The sequence below is a fragment of the Caulobacter sp. NIBR2454 genome (assembly GCF_027474405.1).
Lineage (GTDB): Bacteria > Pseudomonadota > Alphaproteobacteria > Caulobacterales > Caulobacteraceae > Caulobacter.
In genome coordinates this window covers 256010-277714 of the sequence record NZ_CP114871.1, presented here as the reverse complement: position 1 = coordinate 277714, position 21705 = coordinate 256010, and the positions used below count along the sequence as shown (strand labels likewise).

The window sequence follows — 21705 nt, the reverse complement described above, 5'->3', positions numbered from 1 at the left end:
CACGGTCTTTTCTTGTTGATTGGGGCTTACGCCATCTCTTTGACGGCGTCAGGCAGGTAAGGGCCGCAGAAGCGTTCAAGGAAGTCCTGGTGCGTGGGCGCGCTCTCCACGGCGGCCTGCACATTGCGCCGCATCTCTTCGAGACTGCGCGCCAAGCCATCGGCGTCCAGGACGTCCACAGCCGGATCGTAGTCCTCCGGCATGATCCCAAAGCCCGCATAGATCGCCAGCCAGCTCGCCGGCTGGAACATCTCCCAGCGGTAGCGGATGAAGTGTCCGCGACTACGGAAGCTCTCGATCTTGTGGGCCAGGGTATCGGGGATCTCGGCGTCGCGGCAGTGACGCCAGAACGGCGTGTCGGCGCGCTGGGCGGCCTTGTAGTGCAGGATGATGAAGTCGCGCACGCGCTCGAACTCGCGCTGCGACCAGTCGTTGAACTCATCGATCACGCGGGGGTCGAAGCGGCGGTCGGGAAACAGCTGCTTGATCTTCTCGATGCCCGTCTCGATCAGCGCGATGCTGGTGCTCTCCAGCGGCTCCAGGAAGCCCGAGGCCAGGCCCAGCGAGACGCAGTTCTTGTTCCAGGTCTTCTTGCGGCGGCCCGGCGTGAAGCGGATCGGGCGGGGCTCGAACAGCAGCCGGTCGGGAATGGTGGCGACCAGTTCGGCCTTGGCGGCGTCATCGTCGATAAAGCGGCTTGAATAGACGTAGCCGTTGCCGAAACGATGGCGCAGCGGAATGCGCCAGCGCCATCCCGACGAAAGCGCCAGGACATCGGTGTAGGACGGCGGATCAGGCGTGCCGACGCTCTGGACCGCCAGAGCCCGATCGCAGAACAGCCACTGGCTCCAGTCCTCGTAACCGGTCTTCAGCGTCTGCTCGATCAACAGGCCTCTGAATCCCGAGCAGTCGATGAACAGCTCGCCCTCGACGATCCGCCCGTCGCTCAACTCCACCGACTCGATGAAGCCGTCCTCGGCGCGTTGGTGGACCTTGGCGATGTTCCCCTCGACGCGCGTGACGCCATCGGCCTCGGCGGTCTTGCGCATCAGCTGGGCGAACAGGCCCGCATCGAAATGCAGGGCCCAGTCGAAGATCGACAGGGTGGACGGCGGATTTTGCGAAGGCGTGGTGAAACGGTTCCCGGCCGCCAGGCTCGCGCCCAGGCAGTACTGACCGATATCGGCGGCCTTCCCGGCCTGGCGCATCTTCAGCCAGTAGTGATGGAAGCCGACCCCACGCAGCTCCTGCCCATAGAGGCCGAAGGGATGGATGAAGGACGAGCCGGGCGCGTTCCAGTCGCGAAACTGGATGCCCAGCTTGCAGGTGCCTTGGGTCGCCTTGAGAACGTCCAGGTCCGTCAGGCCCAGCGCCTGATAGAAGCGCCGGATGGTGGGGATGGTCGCTTCGCCCACGCCGATCGTGCCGATCTCGGCCGACTCGACGAGCGTGATGTCGATGGGAAGCTTGTGGAAGTGCCGGCGAAGGCTGGCGGCGGCCATCCAGCCGGCGGTTCCGCCGCCGACAATGACGATGCTCTTGATGCGGTTGTCGCTCACGGCGCCCTCGACGGTCAGTTCATCAGAGCACTATGGCCGATCAGCGCCGGCAAAGCCGCCCCGCAAAAATGGGAACGCCGCCGCCACGCCCGAAGGCATGACGGCGGCGCTGGATAGATATCGGTCCTCAGATCACCACTTGGCGCGGACGCCCAGGGTGTAGCGAGGCTCGAACTCGTTTTGCCAGACGTACTGGGTCGAGCCCTTGGCGAAGCGAGCGTAGTAATCCTCGATCTCGCCGGTGATGTTGGACCCGTTGAAGTAGACGGTCACGTTGTCACGCACGGCGTAGCTGACGTTGACGTCCACGTATTGGGTCGCATCCTGGAAGATCGGGATGTTGTTGCTCATCACCTCTTGCAGGCGGTCGCTGCGGTAGTTGTAGGCCACCCGCACCTGCCACTTGTCGTCCTGATACCAGCCGATGAGGTTGTACTGGTTCTTGGAGTTCTGAACGAACGGCAGCTTCTCGCCATCGACGCCCAGACGCGACTCCTCGCTCGGCGAGTAGGTGAAGTTGGTGTCGACACCGAAGTTCTCGAGGAACGGCGTGGTGACAAAGTCGCTGAAGGCGACCTTGGCGCCGACTTCCAGGCCCTCGACCTCGCCGCCATCGCCCTGAACCGGCAGGGTGACGTTGACGGTGCGGCGGATGACGCCGTCCTGGTCGGGGAACTGGCCGCTGATCACGCCGCTGGTGACGAAGCTCTTGATCTTCAGCTTGAAGGCCGAGATCGAGAACATCGAAGCCTGACCGACATAGTATTCCAGGCCGACGTCGAAGTTGTCCGAACGCCACGGATCCAGATCGGGGTTGCCGATGGATTCGGCGCTGGTGACGACGCGGATGCCCAGGCCCGGATCATCGGCGGTGTTGATCTTCAGCGCGCCGCCGTAGTTGGTCAGATCCAGCGGCTGCATCGTCTTGGAGTACGAGAAGCGCGCCTTCAGGGCGTCGGTGATCTGGTACTGCGCGTTCAGCGACGGCAGCCAGTCGGTGTACTTGCGGCGCGTGACCGTATCGCCCGCGTCGGCGTTGGTGTCGCCGTAGTTGCGGGTGTCGCCGGTGATGTTCTGGCGCACCAGCAGTTCGGTGCGGATCATCTTCACGCCCACGTCGCCGGTCAGGCGTCCGATCGCGAAGTTGCCCGCCGCGTAGGCGCTCTGCTCGCGCAGGTCCACGTCGTAGGTCTGGCCGGGGACAGTGACCCGGTTGGCGCCGCCGAACACGCGCTTGTGGAAAGCTTCGGCGTCGTCGAAGTCACGCGGATCAACCGCCCACACACCGGGGATACCTTTGGTGACACCCCCGTAGGAGTCCACCCAGATCACATTGTTGTAGGTGTCCAGACGGGTCGGCGCGTTGACCGTATAGCCTTGGAAAACCATCTGGCCGGTGACGGGATCGGGCACGAACTCGCCCGCCTGGCACTGGTTCTGGTTCATGACCACGTCGATTGCCTTCCATTGGGCTTCGCAGCCGCCAGCCGGAACGGGCGAGCCATTGGCCTGCACCGCACCCGGAACGCCGCCGTAGAAGCCCGAGAACAGGTGGAACTGCTCGACCTCGACCGACCGGTCGCTGCCGCGAACGCCCACGTCGACATTGGTGATGAAGCCCAGGAAAGGCTCGTCCTCAAAGCGATAGTGGCCGTCGGCGCGGAAGACCGACAGTTCGGAGTTGATCTCGTTGTTGCCCTCGGACGAGAAAGCGCCGATCGCGTAGCTGTCCTTGTTGGCCATGTAGTCGGTCAGCGTCTTGCCCGCGCCCAGGCCGCCGCTGATGGGACGATCAAAGCCGCTCCACACCGGGCTGTTGCCGCTGATGTTGTAGTGCAGCTGCGGGTTCTGGCCGTAGCCCAGCGGGTTGGGGTCCACAAAGCGGCCGCCGGCGCTGCCGACGACACCGTTGGTCAGGCGGGTGGGGAACTTGGCCGCGATGGCGGCGGGATAGAAGGTGCCGCGGGTCAGGTCGTTGGCGTCGCGGAACAGGGTGAATCGGCCGGGGCCGGCGCGCCAGTTGCTCAGGTCGCCCTGGGCCTGGCCGTTCATGCTCAGGCGGTCGCCATCGGCGTAGATAGCGCGGACTTCGGCGGTGAAAGGACCGTCGTTGTCGTAGGTCAGTTCCAGGTTGAGGTTCTTGGATTCCGATTTGGTGGTGCGGTTCACGCTGAACGAGTTCACCCACCAGGCGTCAATGTCATACTCATCGACCGCGACCCAGGGGCGGCCGTTGCCGCCGGTGACGCCGCTGCTGGCGAAAGCCGTCGGCTTGGTCCACACGCCAAAGGCGTCGCCCGACCAGCGGTTGGAGATGTTGATCCCGACCTTGCGGTCATACTCGTCGAGCTTGGCGTAGAAGCCCTCGGCGACCAGGGTGAAGCCTTCGCCCAGATCGAATTCGACGGCGCCGTTGACGGCCAGACGCTCGCGCTCGACCACGCGGTTGAAGCTCTCAAAGCCGTGCGGCGAGATGAAGTTATTCGGCGCGCCGCCGCCCCAGTCGTTGTTGCCCGACAGGGCCACAGTGCCCGAATAGTTGTTGCCCAGGTTGGCGTTGCTGGCCGCGACGCCGATCAGGGCGCCCATGCGGTCATTGCGCCAGCTGGCCAGGGCGTTGACCAGGTAGTCGTCATGCTTGGTGTCTTCGCCGCGCTGATACTCGGCGCCGCCGGTCAGCTGCAGGCCCGACGGCATCATGAAGGGGCGACGCGTGCGCAGGTCGATGGTGCCCGAGATGCCCGACAGGATGTTGTTGGGGTCGGTCGTCTTGTAGACCAGCACCTGGTTCATCAGCTGGGCGGGCACGTCGGTCAGGTTCGGCTGCGCCTCGCCCAAGTTGCCGGCGCTCAGATACTGCTCGCCGTTCAGCAGGGTGACGACCTGCTTGAGGCCGCGGATATTGACCGTCGAGCCTTCACCCGCGTTGCGCTGGATCTGGATGCCCGACACGCGCTGCAGCGAGTCGGCGATGGTGACGTCGGGAAGCTTGCCGATGTCTTCCGAGGAGATGGCGTCGACCAGCGCGGTCTCGGTGCGCTTGATATCCACCGACCGGATCTGCGAGGCGCGGATGCCGGTGACGATGACTTCTTCGACTTCCGCGCCCGCTTCCTGGGCGACGGCCATGGTCGAGATCGCCAGGGGCGAGGCCCCCGCCAGCAGCATAGCCGCCAGTTTGGTGGTCAGCTTCCGGGCGCTTTGCGCGGTCGCATTCTTTCCTGAAGACACGTTGTTTCCCCTCCCCGATGGGTGATGGTTCTGAGTTTTTGTCAGCACATGAGCGCCTGCGCGCCGACGCGCACCCTGCGCGGTCGGACGTTCAGGACGTCGAAGCTCGAGATTCGTCCGCGCCTCGCCTTAGGCGAGCGGACTCAAGGCATTGTTCTGCATGGTATTGCGTCCTCCCAAACGCGATGCGGGCGGTTTTCCGCCGTTTATGACGTGAAGATAACGGCGCATTGACAGCGCTGTCAAGCATTGGCCATCACTGATCTTCGTTTCGCAATCACTGCGGCCGCAAGCTCGCCTCACGCGCTCAGAGACCGATCCAGCGGTTAGCACCACTTTTAGATGTATGCGTCATAAAGGCGGCATGACCGCTCTGCGCCGCCCTCTCCACAGAGCCCTCGCCATTGGCTCCGTCGCACCCGCCGTCGCCTTTCTGGCGTGGGCTTGCGTCGATCTGACGATGCGCCACAAGCAGCTGACCCCGATCTGGGCGGCGAACGGCGTGGCTTTGACGGCGTTGCTGCTTGCGCCCTCACGCTACTGGGGATGGATCGTCGCGGCCGCCCTTAGCGGCAACCTCGTGGGTAATGCCGCGGCCGGCGCCACGCCGATCATCGCGCTAGGGCTCTCGGTAACGGACGCGATCGAGTACACGGCCTGCGCCTGGATGGTGCGCCGCATCCTCGGACCGCAGGTAGACCTCAGCCAACCACGTCATCTGACCTGGTTCGTGGTCGCCGCCGTGGCCAGCGTCCTGGTTTCGGCGGTTCTGAGTTCGCTCATGCTGCAAGCCCTGAACCGGGGCATGATCATGCAGAACATGACCCTGTGGACTCTGGCCAACAGCTTGGGTCTGCTGATCATCACGCCGGCCCTGACGACCCTTGTGCGGCGACCAGAGGCGTTCCGCCCCACCTATTTCGACCGTATTTCCATCGCCGCGATATTGGGCGTGGCGGGAATGGTGGTCGCGGTCTTCCACTTTGGCCCCTACCCCTTCCTCTTCTTCGTGCCTCCGCTGGTTCTATTGCTGGCCGTGCGCATGGAGGCCTTGGGGGCCATGATCGGCGTCGCGGTCACCGCCATCACCGCCGTTTTCCTGAGCGCCGCGGGCGTCGGCTCGCTGGACAACCAGCCCATGGGGGCGGTCGAAAAGGCGATCGCCCTGCAGCTCTTCCTGGCGGTCACCACCCTGACCGCCTTGTTCGTGGCCGCCATGGCTGCTCGGGGCCGAAGGTTGCAGCAGGAGGCCGTACAGGCCCGCGACGCCGCGCGAGAACAGAGCCGCCGCGCGGAGATGGCCGAAACCGTTGTCGGCCTGGGTCATTGGCGCATGGATCTGGCCGGCCAGCGACTGACCTGCTCACGGCAGATGTTCGATATCTTCGGCGTGGACGAGAACGAGCCCGATCTGCTGGCGCAGGTGCGGACCATTCTCGAACCGGAAGATCGCCGGCTTCTGGGAGATGAGTTCATCCGCCTGCAAACCGGTGGCGGCCCGCGAGACCAGATCAATATGCGCATCGTGCGGCCTGACGGCGGCGTACGGCATCTGTCGGTCAGCATGCGCCTCGACAGAGACGAGACCGGTACGCCGACGGCCATTTTTGGCACGACTCTGGATATCACCGCTCAGGTCGCCGGCGCTGCGGCCCTGGCCGAGAGCGAATCGCGCTTTCGCCTGCTGGCCGAGAACGCCACCGATCTCGTCATCCAATGTACGACGCGCGGCGTGATCACCTATGTGTCGCCGTCGGCCAAGACCCTGCTGGGTTATGAGTCCGAAAGCCTGGCCGGCCGCAGCGCCCTGGATTTCCTGGTCCGCGCCGACGCTCGGGGACTGCTCAGCGGCCTGATCGACCAGATGGCCGCCAGCGGCGGCAAACCTTCCGCCAGGATTGAGTACCGAATTCGCAAGCAAAACGGCGAGGTGGCGTGGTTCGAGGGCCAGCCCGTTCTGGTGCGCGATCCCCACACGGGCGAGATCACCGGCATCACCGACATCGTCCGCGATGTCACCGCACGCAAGGCCCTGGAAGCGCAGCTGCGCGAAGCCCGCGCCCAGGCCGAAGCCGCGGCGGCGGCGAAGGCCGAGTTCCTGGCTAATATGAGCCATGAGCTGCGCACGCCCCTCACCGCAGTGATCGGCTTTTCCGAAATGGCTGCGGGTCGCCCTGGCCAGGATGTCCAGACAACCGAGTATCTGGAGCTTGTCACCACGGCCGGGCGAGCTCTGCTGGCGACGATCAACGACATCCTCGACTTCTCCAAGCTCGAAGCGGGACAGGTCGAGATCAACCCGGTCGCCACAGACCCGCGCGGCCTGGCTGAGCGAACCGTGGCGCTGTTCTCGATCCAGGCCGCGCACAAGGGCCTGAGCCTTTGCGCCGTTGGCATGGACGATTTGCCGCCCGCAGTGCTTATCGACGCCGACCGTGTGCGGCAGGTTCTGCTGAACCTGCTAGGCAACGCGGTGAAGTTCACCCGCAAGGGCGAGGTCCGACTCGAGACCGCCTACGACCCCGTCACGCAGATGCTGCGCATAGAGGTCACCGACACCGGACCAGGCATATCGCCGGAAGCCATGAGCAAGCTCTTTCAGCGTTTCTCGCAGGTCGATGGATCATCAACGCGCGCCCACGGCGGAACGGGTCTGGGCCTGGCCATCTGCAAGGGCCTGATCGAGGCCATGGGCGGCGATATCAACGCCGAGAGCCGGGCGGGCGAAGGCTCACGATTCTGGTTCTCGATCCCTGCGCCGCTCGGCGTGATGGGTACGGACGAGCCCGAAGCCCAGGCCGCGCCCATGGCCGGCCGCAGAGTACTTTTTGCGGATGACAACCTGGCCAACCGCCAACTCGTTCACGTGTTGCTGAACGCCGTGGGGATCGAGGTACGGCTCGCACAAAACGGGCTGGAAGCCCTGAACCTCGCCGAAAGCGAAACCTTCGACGCCATAATCCTCGATCTACGCATGCCTGGGCTTGATGGCGAGGCGGTGGCCCGGCGCCTGCGAACCGCCGAAAAGAAGGGTGAGCACAAGCCGATCATCGCCTTCTCGGCTGGAACCGCGACCCCCGCTCTCATGGAGGTGTTCGATGCGTGGGTCGGCAAACCCGTCATCCCGCAGACGCTGCTGACCACATTGGGCGAAATGATCTCCACACCTCCCGCTAGACGCCGCCGCGCCGTCTCGAACTGATCGACATTCGCAATCGGAGACGTCTGCGGTTAAGGCTGAGGTGAAATCAGTACCGGACGCTTTCACCTATGGACGTCAAACGTCTCACCATTCCTGAAGTGATGGTTTTGAAGCCCCCGCGCCTGCGCGACACGCGCGGCTTCTTCACCGAACTCTACAGCCTTCAAAAGACTGCCGAGCTCGGCCTGCCGACTTTCGTTCAGGATAATATGAGCCTGTCGGAAGAGGCCGGCACGCTGCGTGGGCTGCATTTCCAAAGCCCCCCGCATGCGCAGGCCAAGTTGGTTAGCGTGCTGACCGGCGCCATTCTGGATGTAGCGGTCGACGCGCGGCTTGGCTCCCCAACCTACGGCCATCATGTCAGTCATGTGCTGGATTGCGAGGCCGGCGAGCAGATGTATGTGCCGGTCGGCTTCCTGCATGGGTTCGTCACCCTGCAACCGCAGACCCGGGTGCTCTACAAGGTCTCGGACATCTATGCTCCTGCCTGCGACGGCGCCGTGCGATGGGACGACCCGGATCTGGCGATCGACTGGGGGCTGACGCAGGGCGCCGCGACCCTATCGCCCAAGGACGCGAGCGCGCAGGCCTTCGCCGACTTCACATCCCCCTTCCAACACGCGCCCTCGGAGCCCACCCTGTGAAGCTGCTGGTCACGGGGGGAGCCGGGTTCATCGGCTCGGCGGTCGTGCGGCTGGCGATCGCGCGCGGGCTGTCGGTGGTCAACCTCGACAAGCTCACCTATTCGGCAAACCTGGCGAGCCTGGTCTCGGTTCAGGACCATCCAGCCTACGCCTTCGAACAGGCCGACATCGTCGATGCGCCAGCCGTGGCCGCTATCCTGGAGAAACATCAGCCAGACGCGGTGATGCACCTGGCGGCCGAGTCCCATGTGGATCGCTCGATCGACGGGCCCTTGGCTTTCATCCACACCAATGTGACCGGGACCGCCGTGCTGCTCGAGGCGGTTAGGCGTTACGTCGCCGGCATGCCGCAAGGCCGGCGCGAGGCTTTCCGCTTCCACCACGTGTCGACGGACGAGGTGTTCGGCGCCCTTGGCGTGGATGATCCGCCGTTCGACGAAACGACGGCCTACGCGCCCAACTCACCCTATTCAGCCAGCAAGGCGGCCTCCGACCATCTGGTGCGGGCCTGGGGCGAGACCTTCGGCGTTCCCTTCGTCCTGACCAACTGCTCCAACAATTACGGTCCCTTCCAGTTTCCCGAGAAGCTCATCCCGGTGACGGTGCTTCGGGCGCTCGCGGGCCAATCGATCCCCGTCTATGGCAAGGGTCTGAACGTACGTGATTGGCTGTTCGTGGACGACCACGCCGAAGCCCTGCTGCTGGTCCTTGAAAAGGGTCGCCTGGGTCAGACCTACTGCATCGGCGGCGAGGCGGAGCGGCGCAACATCGATCTGGTGGCTAGCCTGTGCGGCGTACTCGACCAGATCGCACCCAAGACTACCCCTCATGCCGATCTGATCAGCTTCGTCACCGATCGCCCTGGGCATGATCTTCGCTACGCCATCGACATCGCCAAGGTTCGCGAGGAACTGGGCTGGTCGCCACGCACCAGCCTGGGCGAGGGCCTTGAGTTGACCGCGCGCTGGTACATCGACAATCGATCATGGTGGGAACCGCTCCTGGCTCGCGAGGGCGTCGGCCGTCGCCTGGGGCTTTCGCCCCGCTGAGGCGAGGCTGTAGGATCACCCTGACCGGCCGACCACGGCCCAAGGAACAAGAATGCGACGTGGGATTATCCTGGCGGGGGGCGCCGGCACGCGGCTTCACCCGTTGACCCTGGCGGTGTCCAAGCAGCTGCTGCCCATCTACGACAAGCCGATGATCTACTATCCGCTGTCGGTCCTGATGCTGGCCGGCATCCGCGAAGTGTTGATCATCACGACGCCGGAAGACGCCCCTGCTTTTCGCCGGTTGCTTGGGGATGGTTCGCGCATCGGCATGAGCCTGTCCTACACCGTCCAGGAGTCGCCCGACGGCTTGGCGCAAGCTTTCATCCTTGGCGAGGAGTTCCTAGCCGGGGAGCCCAGCGCGCTCGTGCTGGGGGACAACATCTTCTACGGAGCCCAGTTCGGGGCACGCCTAGCTTCCGCCCATGACCGAAGCCATGGCGCGACGATCTTCGGCTATACGGTGGCCGATCCGGGCCGCTACGGCGTGGTGGAGTTCGCCGAGGACGGCCGCGTGCTCTCAATTGAGGAAAAGCCCCAGCGGCCGAAATCGAACTACGCGGTCACTGGCCTCTATTTCTACGACGAGCGGGCCTGCGACTTCGCCCGCGGCCTCAAACCGTCGCCGCGCGGCGAGCTGGAGATCACCGACCTCAATCGCCTCTATCTGGAGGCCGGCGACCTGCAGGTCGAGCAATTGGGGCGTGGCTTCACCTGGCTCGACACCGGCACCCACGACAGCCTGATCCAGGCCGGCGAACTGGTACGCACCCTCGAGCAACGCCAAGGCCTGCGGATCGGCTCCATCGAGGAGATCGCCTTCAACAAGGGCTGGATCGACAGCGTCGCCTTGCTGGAGATCGCCGGCGCGACCAAGAATGATTACGCCGACTATCTGCGAGGGCTGGCCCGCGGCGAGATCGCGCCGACCCTTTCGTACTAGGCCAAACGCCTAGCGCTTCTTAAGGCGCGAACCATAGGCCGGGCGGTCCGACGGCGGCAGGTCCAGGCCAGCAGCGATCCCCCGGCGTGGGGCCCGCGCCTCCTCCAGAACCGCGAGTACCGTGGCGGCCTGGTCCAGCCCTCGCGACCGCGCCTCACCTTGAATCCAACCCAGGAGGTCATTGGGAAAGTCGATCTGGACGGCGGTCATGTTGTTCATTCGCCGACCCTATCAGGGTGTGCGAGATTAAGCGCTCACCACTTGGGCCTCAGGCTAAAGCTGAGAGCGACCATCGAGGTTTCGATGGTGTCCATGCCCCGAAACTGCTCCTTGCCCTTGATCTTGCGGCTGACGTAGCCGACCGACGCCTGCATGGCGCCCTTGCGCCAGGCGACTCCGGCCTGAGCGTCACCCACAAGACGGCTGGTGGCGTCGGTGGACCAGCCGGCCCGCTCCCAGCCGCCGGCGCCCTGCAGCATGTTCATGCCCACCGCACGGCCGCTGGCGGCGGCGAACAGATACCAGCGACCCTTGTCGCCGAAGCTCGATCCATCTCGCAGCCCGACGCTACCCAGAGCATTGTCCACGCGGTCTTCCAGGTCTTTGCCGACCCGCAGCATGGCGCCAGCCTCGGCGCTGTTGCCGCTGTCGCCAAATCCGATGGCGGCATGGGGGGAGACGTCGATGTCCAGCTTGCCGGCGGAGAAGGCCAGAGCCGCGGGCCAGCCGCGCGTCAAGGTGACGTCATAGGCGTCTACGCTGGCGAAGTCCTCCGCGTCCACACCTGGGCGTGGCAACACGAGCCCGCCGGTCTGAGGCGCATAGGTCGCCGTGCTGACGCGAACGGAATCCACCCGCTTGCCGCTTTTGCTATGGGTGACGGTTTCCCGGCTCGACCAGTCGATCAGCCCTCTGTCGGCGTCATAGCGCGAGGCGCCCAGCGACAAGGGCGCATTGGCGGGGCCCGCCACTGCAAAGGCGCCGCCCAAAGCGGTTTGCTGCTGTTCCCGCACGATCAATCCAGACGCGTCCAGGCTCTGACCTGACGCCGTGCTGGTCACGGCCGCGCAGGCCGCAAGACATCCTAATCCAACCCAGATCCGCACGGCGGATCCCCCATCGTCCTGATCTTCCACGGCCAGGCCCATCCGGGCCGCGCGATCGTCATTGGCTGAAACAATCGTTGATCAGCCGGGAGGTTCCGGCTCTCCTGAAAGAGCCTCAAATCAGGTTTTGGTGATGTTAGCGGGCCTTAACCCTATTCCTGGCGAAGGTTGACGGTTGGGCGGCGACGCTTCAACGTAAGTCTTCAAACAGGACCCATGCGCTTCCATGACCGACGCGACTCTCGCCCCCACCGCCTATTCGACCCTGGTGGACGCCATCGTCCGCACCGGCGAAGTCGAGATTCCGGCGGACTGGCTTCAGGGTCGCACCACCTATGGCGGGCTGTCCGCGGCCCTGTGCGTGGAGGCCGCGCTGCACGCCTGGCCAGGCTTGCCGCCCCTGCGGTCGGCGATGCTCACCTTCGTCGGCCCCGCCGCAGGTCAGGCCCGTTTCACACCGCAGATTCTGCGGCAAGGCAAATCGGTCACCGTGGTCAATGTCGATATGGAGAGCCAAGGCGGCCTAGCCACACGAGCGACCCTGTGCTTCGGCGCGGCCCGAATGTCGATGTTGGACCACACCTGGATCACTAAGCCCCAGGTCGCGTCGCCAGCCCAAGCGACGCCGCTCGCCGCCGGGCCCAGCTTCGGCCAGCATTTCGAGCGCGCGATCGCCGGCGGGTCGATCCCTCTTTCGGGGGAGGGTGACCCAGAGCTTCTGTGGTGGATTCGGCATCGCGACCGTCAGGCCGGTTCAGGCGCAGCATCCTTGCTCGCGCTCGGCGATGTGTTGCCGCCAGCCGCCGCGGTTCTTTACAATGCGTGGTCCCCGATCAGCTCCATGACCTGGATGGTCGAGTTCACTCAAGAGGCTCCGCAGCCGGATGATGGTTTCTGGCTCTGTCAGAGCCGGGCCGAGGTCACGGCCGGCGGCTATTCGGCTCAGGCCATGACCCTGTGGGGCGCCGGCGACCGCCCCGCCTTGATCGGACGCCAGACGGTCGCGGTATTCGGCTAAGCAAAAGGGCCGCCCTTGCGGAGCGGCCCTTCAGCTAATCTTCGATATCTCGCCTTACTGGCAGGCGAGACATTCCTCGTAATCGGTGCGCGGCGTGCTCATGGCCTCGGCCACGACGGCCGTCTCCGCCCCGGCGTAGGCGGCGCGCTGAACCGACTTGGAGCGCAGGTAGTAGAGGGATTTGACGCCCCGCTCCCAAGCCTGCCAGTGCAGCATGTGCAGGTCCCACTTATCCACGTCGCCTGGCAGGAAGATGTTCACCGACTGCGACTGGCAGATTTCCGGGGTGCGGTCGGCGGCCAGTTCGACCACCCAGCGCTGATCCAGTTCGAAGGCGGTCTTGTAGACGTCCTTCTCGTCCTGGGTGAGGAAGTCCAGATGCTGGACCGACCCCTCCTGCTCCAGGATCGAGCCCCAGACGGCTTCGGTATTCTGGCCCTTCTCGTCGAGCAGGCGCTCAAGATAGGGGTTCTTCACCGCGAACGAGCCCGACAGGGTCTTGTGGGTGTAGATGTTGGCAGGGATCGGCTCGATGCCGGCGCTGGTGCCGCCGCAGATGATTGAGATCGAAGCCGTCGGGGCGATGGCCAGCTTGTGCGAGAAGCGCTCCATGACGCCGCGCTCGGCCGCGTCCAGGCAGGGGCCCTTCTCCTCGGCCAGCAGCTTGGAGGCCTTGTCGGCCTCGCGGCGCAGGTGCTTGAACAGGCGCATGTTCCAGCTCTTGGCCAGGGCGCTCTCGAACGGAACGTTCTGGGCCTGCAGGAACGAGTGGAAGCCCATCAGGCCCAAGCCTACCGAACGCTCGCGCTGAGCGGCGTAGACAGCGGCGGCGGCCGGCGACGGGGCGCGCAGGATGAAATCCTCCAGCACGTTGTCGAGGAAGCGCATCACGTCCTCGATGAAGCGGGGCTCATCGCGCCACTCTAGGAAGGTCTCGGCGTTCACCGACGACAGGCAGCAGACCGCCGTGCGGTCGTTGCCCAGGTGATCGGCGCCGGTGTGCAGCATGATCTCGCTGCACAGGTTCGACTGGCGCACCGACAGGCCCAGATCCTTCTGGTGCTGCGGCATGGCGCGGTTCACGGTGTCGGAGAAGATCAGATAAGGCTCGCCCGTCTGCATGCGCAGGTCGAGGATCTTCTGCCACAGGTCGCGGGCGTCCACTTCACGGACAACTTCGCCGGTCTTGGGCGACTGCAGGCCGAACTTGGCGCCGTCGCGAACCGCTTCCATGAAGGCGTCGGTGATCGAGATGCCGTGGTGCAGGTTCAGGGACTTGCGGTTGAAGTCGCCCGAGGGTTTGCGGATTTCGAGGAACTCCTCGATCTCCGGGTGGTGGATATCCAGGTACACCGCCGCCGAACCGCGACGCAGGCTGCCCTGGCTGATGGCCAAGGTCAGGCTGTCCATCACGCGGATGAAGGGGATGATGCCGCTGGTCTGGCCCTGGCCTTTGACGCGTTCGCCGATGGAGCGCACGCCGCCCCAGTAGGTGCCGATGCCGCCGCCGTTGGCCGCCAGCCAGACGTTCTCATTCCAGACGCCGACAATGCCGTCGAGACTGTCGGACACCGAGTTCAGGAAACAGCTGATCGGCAGGCCGCGGTCGGCGCCGCCGTTCGAAAGGACGGGCGTCGAGGGCATGAACCAGAGCTTGGAGATGTAATCGTAGATGCGCTGGGCGTGATCTGCGTCGTCGGAGAAGGCCGTGGCGACGCGAGCGAACATGTCCTGGTAGGACTCGCCCGGCAGCAGGTAGCGATCCTCAAGAGTGGTCTTGCCGAAATCAGTGAGCAGGGCGTCGCGCGATCGATCGACCTGGACCTTGGTGACGACCTGCAGGTGCGGGCGCTCGGCGGGGCGCATCGGCGCCGTCCGGGCGCTGGTGGTTGCCTGCTGTTTCGCCGCTTCGCTCGCCATCATCAGCCCCAAGATCCTGTACTTTAAACACTTTCCACCGGAACCCGCCGGTGGCCAAGTTGTCTAGATGTTGTGTCCGGCAGCCCATCTCCGGTCTACATATGGGGCCACGTGGGGTCGGAATCGTCAACGGGGTGAATGGGGCTTAACCAGACTTTTTCGTTAACAACCTGTTGACGGCGACGGGCTCCGGCCGGGTTCCCTAACCCCTTGTTCAACACTGGCGGGCTCTCGCGGGCCATGAAGGATCGGGCGGTCGTTAACGAAATAAATTTCGGGCGCGGAGCCGACGCATGGGAAGCGGTACGGCAACCGGTTGTGGGGCGAGGCGTTCAAGCCCCATGGCTCAGCTTGCCCTGCGAATCCTGCGACTTCTGACCCAGGCCGTACGCCTGGGTCGGGCGGAACTGGCCGCCCTGTTCGCCCTGTTGATCGTCGCGGGCGGCGGCATGGCCTTCATCGAGATCGCCGACGACGCCACCGAGGCCGATGGCCAGGGATTCGATCAGGCGATTCTGGCTTGGCTGCGCCCCCACGCCGACCCTCATGACGCCCTCGGGCCGCCGTGGCTCGAACACGCAATGGGGGAGCTGACCGCCCTGGGCGGCATCGCGCCGCTGATTCTCATCGCCAGCATGGCGGTGATCTTCCTGCTGTTGCGCCGGCGATACGGATCATCCCTGCTGGTGACTCTGTCGTTGAGCGGTGGGGTGGCGATCAGTCAAAGCCTGAAGGCGCTCTACGGTCGGGATCGGCCACCGGATATCTTCCGCGCCGAGGAGGTGATCAACGCCAGCTTCCCTAGCGGTCACGCCATGCTGTCGACGATCACCTATCTGACACTCGGCGCCTTGCTGGCGCAGGCCATGGATCGGCGGCGGCTGAAAGTGTTCGTCCTTGCCGGGGCGGTGTTGATCGCCGCGCTCGTGGGCGTAAGCCGTGTCTATCTGGCGGTCCACTGGGCCAGCGATGTCCTGGCCGGATGGAGCCTGGGCGCGGCCTGGGCCATGGCCTGCTGGCTGGTCGCGTGGTTCATCCAGCGCCGCAAGAAGCCGGGCTTGCTTCGCAGCGGCCTCAGCCGTAAAGACCCACTCGTCACTGGGGAGTAGCCGCCCGCATTCATCAGCGGGGTTCGCGTCAACAGACTTGGGCCTTTGGGTCCATGGCGCGATCAGCCTTCAAAGGCCTGGCGAGACCTTTGGCTTTCATGCGCGGTCTAGCGGGGCCGTGTGCATGAGACGCCATAGGTCTAACCATCGCGGCCCCGCCGGACGCATCACTTATGGAAGCCTTCCTCGTCTCCACGGGCCTCGTGGCGGTCGCCGAAATCGGCGACAAGACCCAGCTACTGGCGCTTTGCCTTGCGGCCCGGTTCCGGCGGCCCGTGCCGATCATCGCCGGCATACTCGTTGCCACCCTGCTGAACCACGCCCTGGCGGCGGCGGCGGGCTCCATCGCTGGTCAGTTCCTGCAAGGCCCCTGGATGCGCTGGGTGCTGGGTCTGGCGTTTCTGGCGTTCGCCGGTTGGGCGCTCATCCCCGACAAGCTCGAAGATGACGACTGCCCGCCCGACCGACCGGATCGCTCGATCTTCATGGCCACCGCCATCGCCTTCTTCTTCGTGGAGATGGGCGACAAGACCCAGGTCGCCACGGCCGCTCTTGGCGCGCGATTTGAGAACATCGCCCTGGTGGCGGCGGGCACCACGCTGGGCATGATGATCGCCAACGTTCCCGCCGTGCTGATCGGCGAGGCGGCGGCCACCAAGCTGCCTCTCAAGGCCATCCGATACGCCGCTGCCGCCTGCTTCGCCGCGGTGGGCGTGTGGGTGCTGATCGTCGGCTGATATGAAAAGGGCGGGGTCTCCCCCGCCCTCCCGTTCGAACACTTACAGGTTCAGCAGGCTCGGATCGCCGCCCTGGGCGGTGATATTGACACTGACCGCGCGCTCCACACAGTAGCGGGTGAGCGCGTGAGGGCCGCCGGCCTTGGGGCCCGTACCCGACAGGCCTTCGCCGCCGAACGGCTGCACGCCCACCACCGCGCCGATGATCGAGCGGTTTACATAGACATTGCCGGCAGGGACCAGGCGCTGCACGGTCTGGGCGAAGGACTCGATGCGTGAGTGGACGCCAAGGGTCAGGCCATAGCGGCGCGCCGCCAGGGCCTTGGCCACCTGCTCCAGATTCTCGGGGTCGTAGCGGACCACGTGCAGGATCGGGCCGAACACCTCCCGCTCCAGGAAATCGGCGGTCGGGATCTCGGCCAAGACGGGGCCGAAGAAGGTGCCGCGTGTGGGCGCCGCCAGGCGGTGCAGGACCTTGGCCTCCTTCTCCAGACGGACGAGATGGGCCTCAAGCGCCTCGCGGGCTTCCTGGTCGATGACCGGGCCGACATCGGTGGCCGGATCGGCAGGCTCGCCGACGACCAAGGCGTCCATGGCGCCCTTGAGACCCTCGATCATGCCGTCAGCCGTATCCTTGGGCAGGAACAGCAGACGCAGGGCCGAGCAGCGCTGACCCGCCGAGCCGAAGGCCGACAGGATCACGTCATCGATCACCTGCTCGCGCTGGGCGGTGGTGTCGATGAACATGCCGTTGAGACCGCCGGTCTCGGCGATGAAGGGAACGATCGGGCCGTCACGGCCGGCCAGGGTCTGGTTGATGCGACGGGCGGTGTCAGTGCCGCCGGTGAAGGCCACCCCGTCACAGCGCAGATCGGCCACCAGGGCCGCGCCCACCGTCTCGCCCCGCCCTGGCAGAAGAGCCAGCAGGCGCGGGTCCAGACCGGCGGCGTGATAGAGGCGCACAGCCTCGGCTGCGATCAGCGGCGTCTGCTCGGCCGGCTTTGCGAGGACGGCGTTGCCGGCGGCCAGAGCCGCCGCCACCTGGCCCGTGAAGATGGCCAGTGGGAAGTTCCAAGGGCTGATGCAGACGAAAACGCCGCGGCCATTCAAGGCCAGGGTGTTGGTCTCGCCCACCGGGCCCTTGAGCACTTCCGGTTGGCCAAACTGCGTCTCGGCGAGGTTGGCGTAATAGCGGCAGAAATCGACGGCTTCACGCACCTCGGCGACGCCGTCGGCGAGGGTCTTGCCCGCTTCTCGCACGCAAAGGCCGATCAGGCGATCGCGTTCCGCCTCCAAGGCGTCGCCCATGGCGCGCAGGATCTTGGCGCGGGCAGCCCCACCCGCGCGGTCCCAGGCCGGTTGGGCGGCCTTGGCGGCGACGAAGGCGGCGTCGATATCGGCGTCGGAGGCCTCGTTCACCCAGCCGACGATGCGGTCATGGGCGGCGGGCGAAACGGCGGCCACGGCCGCGCCCGAATCGACCACGCGGCCCGTGACAACCGGAGCCGCCGACAGGCGCTGGCTGTCCAAGGCGACGGCGGCGCTCAACAGCCGCACGCGCTCCTCGGCGATGGACAGATCCACGCCGGACGAGTTCTGGCGTTCCTCGCCATAGATGTCGGCGGGAACGGGAATCTTGGCGTGACGCTGGGCGCCCGCGGCTTCGACCGCCTCGATGGGATCGACCACCACGCTCTCGGCCGGCACCCGCTCGTCGAGCAGAGCATGAACGAAGGAGGTGTTGGCGCCATTCTCCAGAAGGCGTCGCACCAGATACGGCAGCAGGTCTTCATGCCCGCCGACGGGGGCGTAGGCGCGCAGGGTGATGCCGTCATAAAGATCGTCGGCGGCCTTGTAGAGCGCCTCGCCCATGCCGTGCAGGCGCTGGAACTCGATCTTCACTCCGGCGGTCTTGGCCATGCGGCGCACCGCGGCCAGGCTATGGGCGTTGTGGGTCGCGAACTGCGAATAGATGTGCGGCGAGGCCTCGATCATCGCCTTGGCGCAGACCAGATAGGACAGGTCGGTGGCGGCCTTGGTCGTATAGACGGGGTAGTCGGGGCGACCGTTGACCTGGGCGCGCTTGATCTCGCTGTCCCAGTAGGCGCCCTTGACCAGACGGACCATCAGACGACGGCCGCTTTCCTTGGCGATGTTGGCGACGACGGCGACCGTCTGCGGCGCGCGCTTCTGATAGGCCTGAACGGCCAGGCCCAGGCCGCGCCATTCGCCCAGTTCGGGTTCGCGGGCCAGGCGATCGAGCAGCTTCAGCGACAGGGCGAGGCGGTCCGCCTCCTCCGCGTCGATGGTGAAGTTGATGTCGTGGCGCGCTGCGATCAGGGCCAGGCGCTTGATGCGCGGATAGAGTTCGCCCCAGACGCGGGCTTCCTGAACCGCCTCATAGCGCGGCGACAGGGCCGACAGCTTCACCGAAACGCCGTGGCCGCTTTCAGGGCCGGCGGCGTTAGATAGTTTGCCCACGGTGTCGATGGCCTGAGCGTAGGCGGTCTCATAGCGGGCGGCGTCAGCGGCGGTGCGGGCGCCTTCGCCCAGCATGTCGAACGAGCACAGATAGCCTTCGCCAGCGGAGCGCTTCAGGGCCGCCTCGATGGTGCGGCCCAGGACGAACTGCTCGCCCATGATGCGGATGGCTTGGCCGACAGCGGCGCGAATGACCGGCTCGCCCACGCGGGCGGCGACGCGCTTGATGAAGCCGGGCAGGTCGCGCTGAGCTTCGTCGTCCACGTCCACCAGCTTGCCGGTCAGCATAAGACCCCAGGTGGAGGCGTTGACGAAGAGGCTGTCGGACTTGCCGAAGTGGCTGGCCCAGTCGGCGGAGCCGATCTTTTCGGCGATCAGCTTGTCCTTGGTTTCTTCGTCCGGCGTGCGCAGCAGCGCCTCGGCCAGACACATCAAGGCCAGGCCTTCGGGCGTCGACAGGGAGAACTCCTGCAAGAAGCTCTCGACCACGCCATGGCGACGGGCGATGCGTCGGGCGGTGCGGACCAGGCCCTCGGCTTCAGCGCGGACGCCGGCGCGCTCTTCGGCGTTCAGCGGCGGATTGGCCAGGAGCGCCGCGAGGGTCTCGGCCTCATCGCGGTACTTGTAGGTGTCGAGGCTGTCCATGGTGGGGTCCGGCTCTAAAGGTCGAAGTTGCTTCGACATATCCAACACTCCACGAAATGTGCCATGTTTGATCGATCGATAGGCAGAACATAATTTGGAATACAGGCGATGGAGCGAAGACCCTTCAGCCCGGACGATACTGACCGCCGTCTGATGCGCACTTTGCAGGCCGATGGCCGCATCACCAACCAGGAACTGGCGCGCGTCTGCCATCTTAGTCCGGCGGCCTGCCTGGAGCGTGTCCGACGGCTGCGCGAGGCCGGCTATATCACCGGCTACGCCGCCATTTTAGACCCAGGGAAGGTCGGGCGGGGCCTGTTGATCTTTGTGGAAGTGGTTCTGGACCGCACGACGGGCGACATCTTCGAAGCCTTCGCCGCCGCGGCGCGCGGGGCGCCCGATATCTTGGAGTGCCACATGGTGGCTGGCGGCTTCGACTACCTGATCAAGGCGCGGGTCAGGGACATGGACGCCTATCGCGCCTTCCTGGGCGACACGCTCGTCCAGATGCCCGGCGTGCGCGAGACACGCACCTATGCGGTGCTGGAAGAAGTCAAAAGCGACGGCCGCCTGCCCATCTGATTTTCAAAAGAGCTGAAACGCAAAGAGCCCGGCCTTTCGGCCGGGCTCTCGCTTATTTCTGCCTTGCGGCGTTCGTCTTCGATCAGAAGTTGATCGAGATGGTCGAACGACGGTTCAGCGGTTCCTTCACACCGTCGCCGGTGGCGACGGCAGGAGCGGTTTCGCCCTTCCAGTCGACCGACAGGGTGCCTTGGCCAACACCCATGCCCACGAGGGCGTCGGCGACGGCCTTACCACGACGCTCCGACAGGCGGGCGTTGTAGGCGTCCGAACCGGAGGTGTCGGTGTGACCGACGACCACCACCTTCGTGGCGTTGCCCGAGGTCGCGTATTGAGCGGCCTCTTGGACCACCGTCTGGGCTTCCGGCGTCAGGACGTACTGATCAAACGGGAAGTAGACGATGAATTCCTTGGCTTCCGGAGCAGCCGGCGGAGGCGGCGGCGGGGGCGGAGGCGGCGGCGGGGGCGGGGGCGGCGGAGGCGGAGGCGGAGGCGGAGGCGGCGGAGGCGCTGCGTTGAACGCATAGCGCAGGCCGATCGTCACCGATTGGTCTTCGTACTCGCCCGAGAACGTGCCCGGAGCCGGGATGCCCGACGAGGTCGAGGCGAAGTCCACGTCCGAACCGCCCAGGTAGCGGTAGGTCAGGTCGACGTTGAGCTGCTCGGTGGCGGCCCACGACACACCCGCGATGCCTTGGTAGGCAAAGGTGGTGTCGCTGTCGTCGATGGTCAGGGTGGTGCCCGGAACCGTGTTGAACTGGCCGGTGACGTCGATGTCCACCTTGTTCACGCCGATACCGGCGCCGATGAACACGTTGAAGGCCGAGTCAGGGAAGAAGTCGTAGAGGACGTTCCCCATCAGGGTCCAGCTGTCGATGTCGCCATCGGGAGCCGGGCAGGCGTAGCCGGTCGTGCCGCCGACGCCCACGGCGCAAAGCGCGATCGGTTGCGGACGGTCAGCGCGACCACGGACGGTGTCGATGCCGGCCGTGCGGTAGCCGCCTTCAAGTTCCACGCGCCAGTTCGGCGACACGCGATAGCCGAGGCGAGCAAAGCCAGCCCAGTCGGAGTCGGTGTCGAAATCGTAGCGGTAGGGAGCGCCATCCGACAGGTTCGTGCTGCCATCGGCACGCAGCGGATCTTGCCAGTGATAGCCGAGGTCGACGGCGCCGTACCAGCCCGGTTCGGCCGCCGAAGCGCCCGTCGCGGCGACGACCGCGGCGAAGGCGGCTCCCGCCAGGAGTTTCATTTTCATTTCAAGAGCCCTCTCTTGCCCACTGTTCCAGTCTGGAACAGCCGGACTTGTTATATCAGCGCGGTACGAGCGGGAAAGTGTCGGTAAAGCAACACCCTCTCCTTTTCCCGTGCCGCGAACACATGCCAGGACACACCATAATAATTAGCGCTTTGTTCTTTCCGGTTCGAAGAAGGACCTTTGGATCGAACAGAGCGCCCAGCCCTCACGTCCACGCCTGGCAT

The 21705-nt window shown here is 65.3% G+C and carries 15 protein-coding genes and 1 riboswitch; of the genes, 8 read left to right on the top strand and 7 right to left on the bottom strand.

Features of this window, described 5'->3' with window-relative positions; all coding sequences use genetic code 11:
* Positions 1-26: 26 nt before the first annotated feature.
* Together O5K31_RS01365 and O5K31_RS01360 are read right to left on the bottom strand one after the other, a co-directional pair.
* Positions 27-1559: a tryptophan halogenase family protein gene (locus O5K31_RS01365; RefSeq protein WP_269715340.1), complete on the bottom strand. Its 1533-nt coding sequence runs from the start codon at positions 1557-1559 to the stop codon at positions 27-29.
* 132 nt (positions 1560-1691) lie between these two features.
* Positions 1692-4727, bottom strand: a complete 3036-nt coding sequence (locus O5K31_RS01360) for a TonB-dependent receptor (protein ID WP_269716974.1) — start codon at positions 4725-4727, stop codon at positions 1692-1694.
* A gap of 427 nt (positions 4728-5154) precedes the next feature.
* Here O5K31_RS01360 and O5K31_RS01355 point away from each other — a divergent pair, with 427 nt between their 5' ends.
* The 4 genes from O5K31_RS01355 to rfbA all read left to right on the top strand — a co-directional run bounded on the left by O5K31_RS01355 (position 5155) and on the right by rfbA (position 10628).
* Positions 5155-7992 (top strand): ATP-binding protein, encoded by a 2838-nt coding sequence (locus O5K31_RS01355; protein ID WP_269715339.1) that lies wholly within the window; start codon positions 5155-5157, stop codon positions 7990-7992.
* A 68-nt stretch (positions 7993-8060) separates the two neighbouring features.
* Entirely contained in the window at positions 8061-8636 is a 576-nt protein-coding gene (gene rfbC / locus O5K31_RS01350) for a dTDP-4-dehydrorhamnose 3,5-epimerase (RefSeq protein WP_269715338.1), read from the top strand.
* The gene (rfbB, locus tag O5K31_RS01345; protein ID WP_269715337.1) at positions 8633-9685 is read left to right on the top strand and encodes a dTDP-glucose 4,6-dehydratase; all 1053 of its coding nucleotides are present in this window, start codon (positions 8633-8635) and stop codon (positions 9683-9685) included. Before rfbC ends, rfbB begins: the two co-directional genes overlap by 4 nt.
* Positions 9686-9737: 52 nt before the next feature.
* The gene (rfbA, locus tag O5K31_RS01340; RefSeq protein WP_269715336.1) at positions 9738-10628 is read left to right on the top strand and encodes a glucose-1-phosphate thymidylyltransferase RfbA; all 891 of its coding nucleotides are present in this window, start codon (positions 9738-9740) and stop codon (positions 10626-10628) included.
* Between the two features lie 9 nt (positions 10629-10637).
* Here the strand turns inward: rfbA and O5K31_RS01335 are convergent, their stop codons facing one another.
* The gene (locus tag O5K31_RS01335) at positions 10638-10847 is read right to left on the bottom strand and encodes a hypothetical protein (protein ID WP_269715335.1); all 210 of its coding nucleotides are present in this window, start codon (positions 10845-10847) and stop codon (positions 10638-10640) included.
* Positions 10848-10882: 35 nt separating this feature from the next.
* Positions 10883-11734 carry a lipid A-modifier LpxR family protein gene (locus O5K31_RS01330; RefSeq protein ID WP_269715334.1) on the bottom strand — a complete coding sequence of 284 codons (852 nt, stop codon included), beginning with the start codon at positions 11732-11734 and terminating at the stop codon, positions 10883-10885.
* Between the two features lie 226 nt (positions 11735-11960).
* Here O5K31_RS01330 and O5K31_RS01325 point away from each other — a divergent pair, with 226 nt between their 5' ends.
* The gene (locus O5K31_RS01325; RefSeq protein WP_269715333.1) at positions 11961-12752 is read left to right on the top strand and encodes a thioesterase family protein; all 792 of its coding nucleotides are present in this window, start codon (positions 11961-11963) and stop codon (positions 12750-12752) included.
* A 54-nt stretch (positions 12753-12806) separates the two neighbouring features.
* Here the strand turns inward: O5K31_RS01325 and O5K31_RS01320 are convergent, their stop codons facing one another.
* Complete coding sequence (locus tag O5K31_RS01320) at positions 12807-14675, bottom strand: ribonucleoside-diphosphate reductase subunit alpha (RefSeq protein WP_269715332.1); 1869 nt, start codon at positions 14673-14675, stop codon at positions 12807-12809.
* 338 nt (positions 14676-15013) lie between these two features.
* On the opposite strand from O5K31_RS01320, the gene O5K31_RS01315 reads away from it, so the two are divergent.
* Positions 15014-15781 carry a phosphatase PAP2 family protein gene (locus O5K31_RS01315; protein ID WP_269715331.1) on the top strand — a complete coding sequence of 256 codons (768 nt, stop codon included), beginning with the start codon at positions 15014-15016 and terminating at the stop codon, positions 15779-15781.
* A riboswitch (yybP-ykoY riboswitch) is annotated at positions 15761-15936 on the top strand. (Overlaps the previous gene by 21 nt.)
* An 18-nt stretch (positions 15937-15954) precedes the next feature.
* Positions 15955-16518: a TMEM165/GDT1 family protein gene (locus O5K31_RS01310; protein ID WP_269715330.1), complete on the top strand. Its 564-nt coding sequence runs from the start codon at positions 15955-15957 to the stop codon at positions 16516-16518.
* A gap of 42 nt (positions 16519-16560) precedes the next feature.
* Here O5K31_RS01310 and putA read toward each other — a convergent pair whose 3' ends face one another.
* Positions 16561-19644 carry a bifunctional proline dehydrogenase/L-glutamate gamma-semialdehyde dehydrogenase PutA gene (gene putA, locus O5K31_RS01305; RefSeq protein ID WP_442867743.1) on the bottom strand — a complete coding sequence of 1028 codons (3084 nt, stop codon included), beginning with the start codon at positions 19642-19644 and terminating at the stop codon, positions 16561-16563.
* Between the two features lie 108 nt (positions 19645-19752).
* Here putA and O5K31_RS01300 point away from each other — a divergent pair, with 108 nt between their 5' ends.
* Complete coding sequence (locus O5K31_RS01300) at positions 19753-20226, top strand: Lrp/AsnC ligand binding domain-containing protein (RefSeq protein WP_269715328.1); 474 nt, start codon at positions 19753-19755, stop codon at positions 20224-20226.
* An 82-nt stretch (positions 20227-20308) separates the two neighbouring features.
* Here O5K31_RS01300 and O5K31_RS01295 read toward each other — a convergent pair whose 3' ends face one another.
* A complete protein-coding gene (locus O5K31_RS01295) occupies positions 20309-21481 on the bottom strand; it encodes an OmpA family protein (RefSeq protein ID WP_269715327.1) in 1173 nt (390 codons plus the stop codon).
* Between the last annotated feature and the right edge of the window lie 224 nt (positions 21482-21705).

Coding starts and splice junctions, on each gene's coding strand:
- O5K31_RS01360 (WP_269716974.1), bottom strand. CDS start 4,727: ATGCTGCTGGCGGGGGCCTCGCCCCTGGCGATCTCGACCATGGCCGTC.
- O5K31_RS01355 (WP_269715339.1), top strand. CDS start 5,155: ATGACCGCTCTGCGCCGCCCTCTCCACAGAGCCCTCGCCATTGGCTCC.
- rfbC (WP_269715338.1), top strand. CDS start 8,061: ATGGACGTCAAACGTCTCACCATTCCTGAAGTGATGGTTTTGAAGCCC.
- rfbA (WP_269715336.1), top strand. CDS start 9,738: ATGCGACGTGGGATTATCCTGGCGGGGGGCGCCGGCACGCGGCTTCAC.
- O5K31_RS01335 (WP_269715335.1), bottom strand. CDS start 10,847: ATGAACAACATGACCGCCGTCCAGATCGACTTTCCCAATGACCTCCTG.
- O5K31_RS01325 (WP_269715333.1), top strand. CDS start 11,961: ATGACCGACGCGACTCTCGCCCCCACCGCCTATTCGACCCTGGTGGAC.
- O5K31_RS01320 (WP_269715332.1), bottom strand. CDS start 14,675: ATGATGGCGAGCGAAGCGGCGAAACAGCAGGCAACCACCAGCGCCCGG.
- O5K31_RS01315 (WP_269715331.1), top strand. CDS start 15,014: ATGGCTCAGCTTGCCCTGCGAATCCTGCGACTTCTGACCCAGGCCGTA.
- O5K31_RS01310 (WP_269715330.1), top strand. CDS start 15,955: ATGGAAGCCTTCCTCGTCTCCACGGGCCTCGTGGCGGTCGCCGAAATC.
- putA (WP_442867743.1), bottom strand. CDS start 19,644: ATGGACAGCCTCGACACCTACAAGTACCGCGATGAGGCCGAGACCCTC.
- O5K31_RS01300 (WP_269715328.1), top strand. CDS start 19,753: ATGGAGCGAAGACCCTTCAGCCCGGACGATACTGACCGCCGTCTGATG.
- O5K31_RS01295 (WP_269715327.1), bottom strand. CDS start 21,481: ATGAAAATGAAACTCCTGGCGGGAGCCGCCTTCGCCGCGGTCGTCGCC.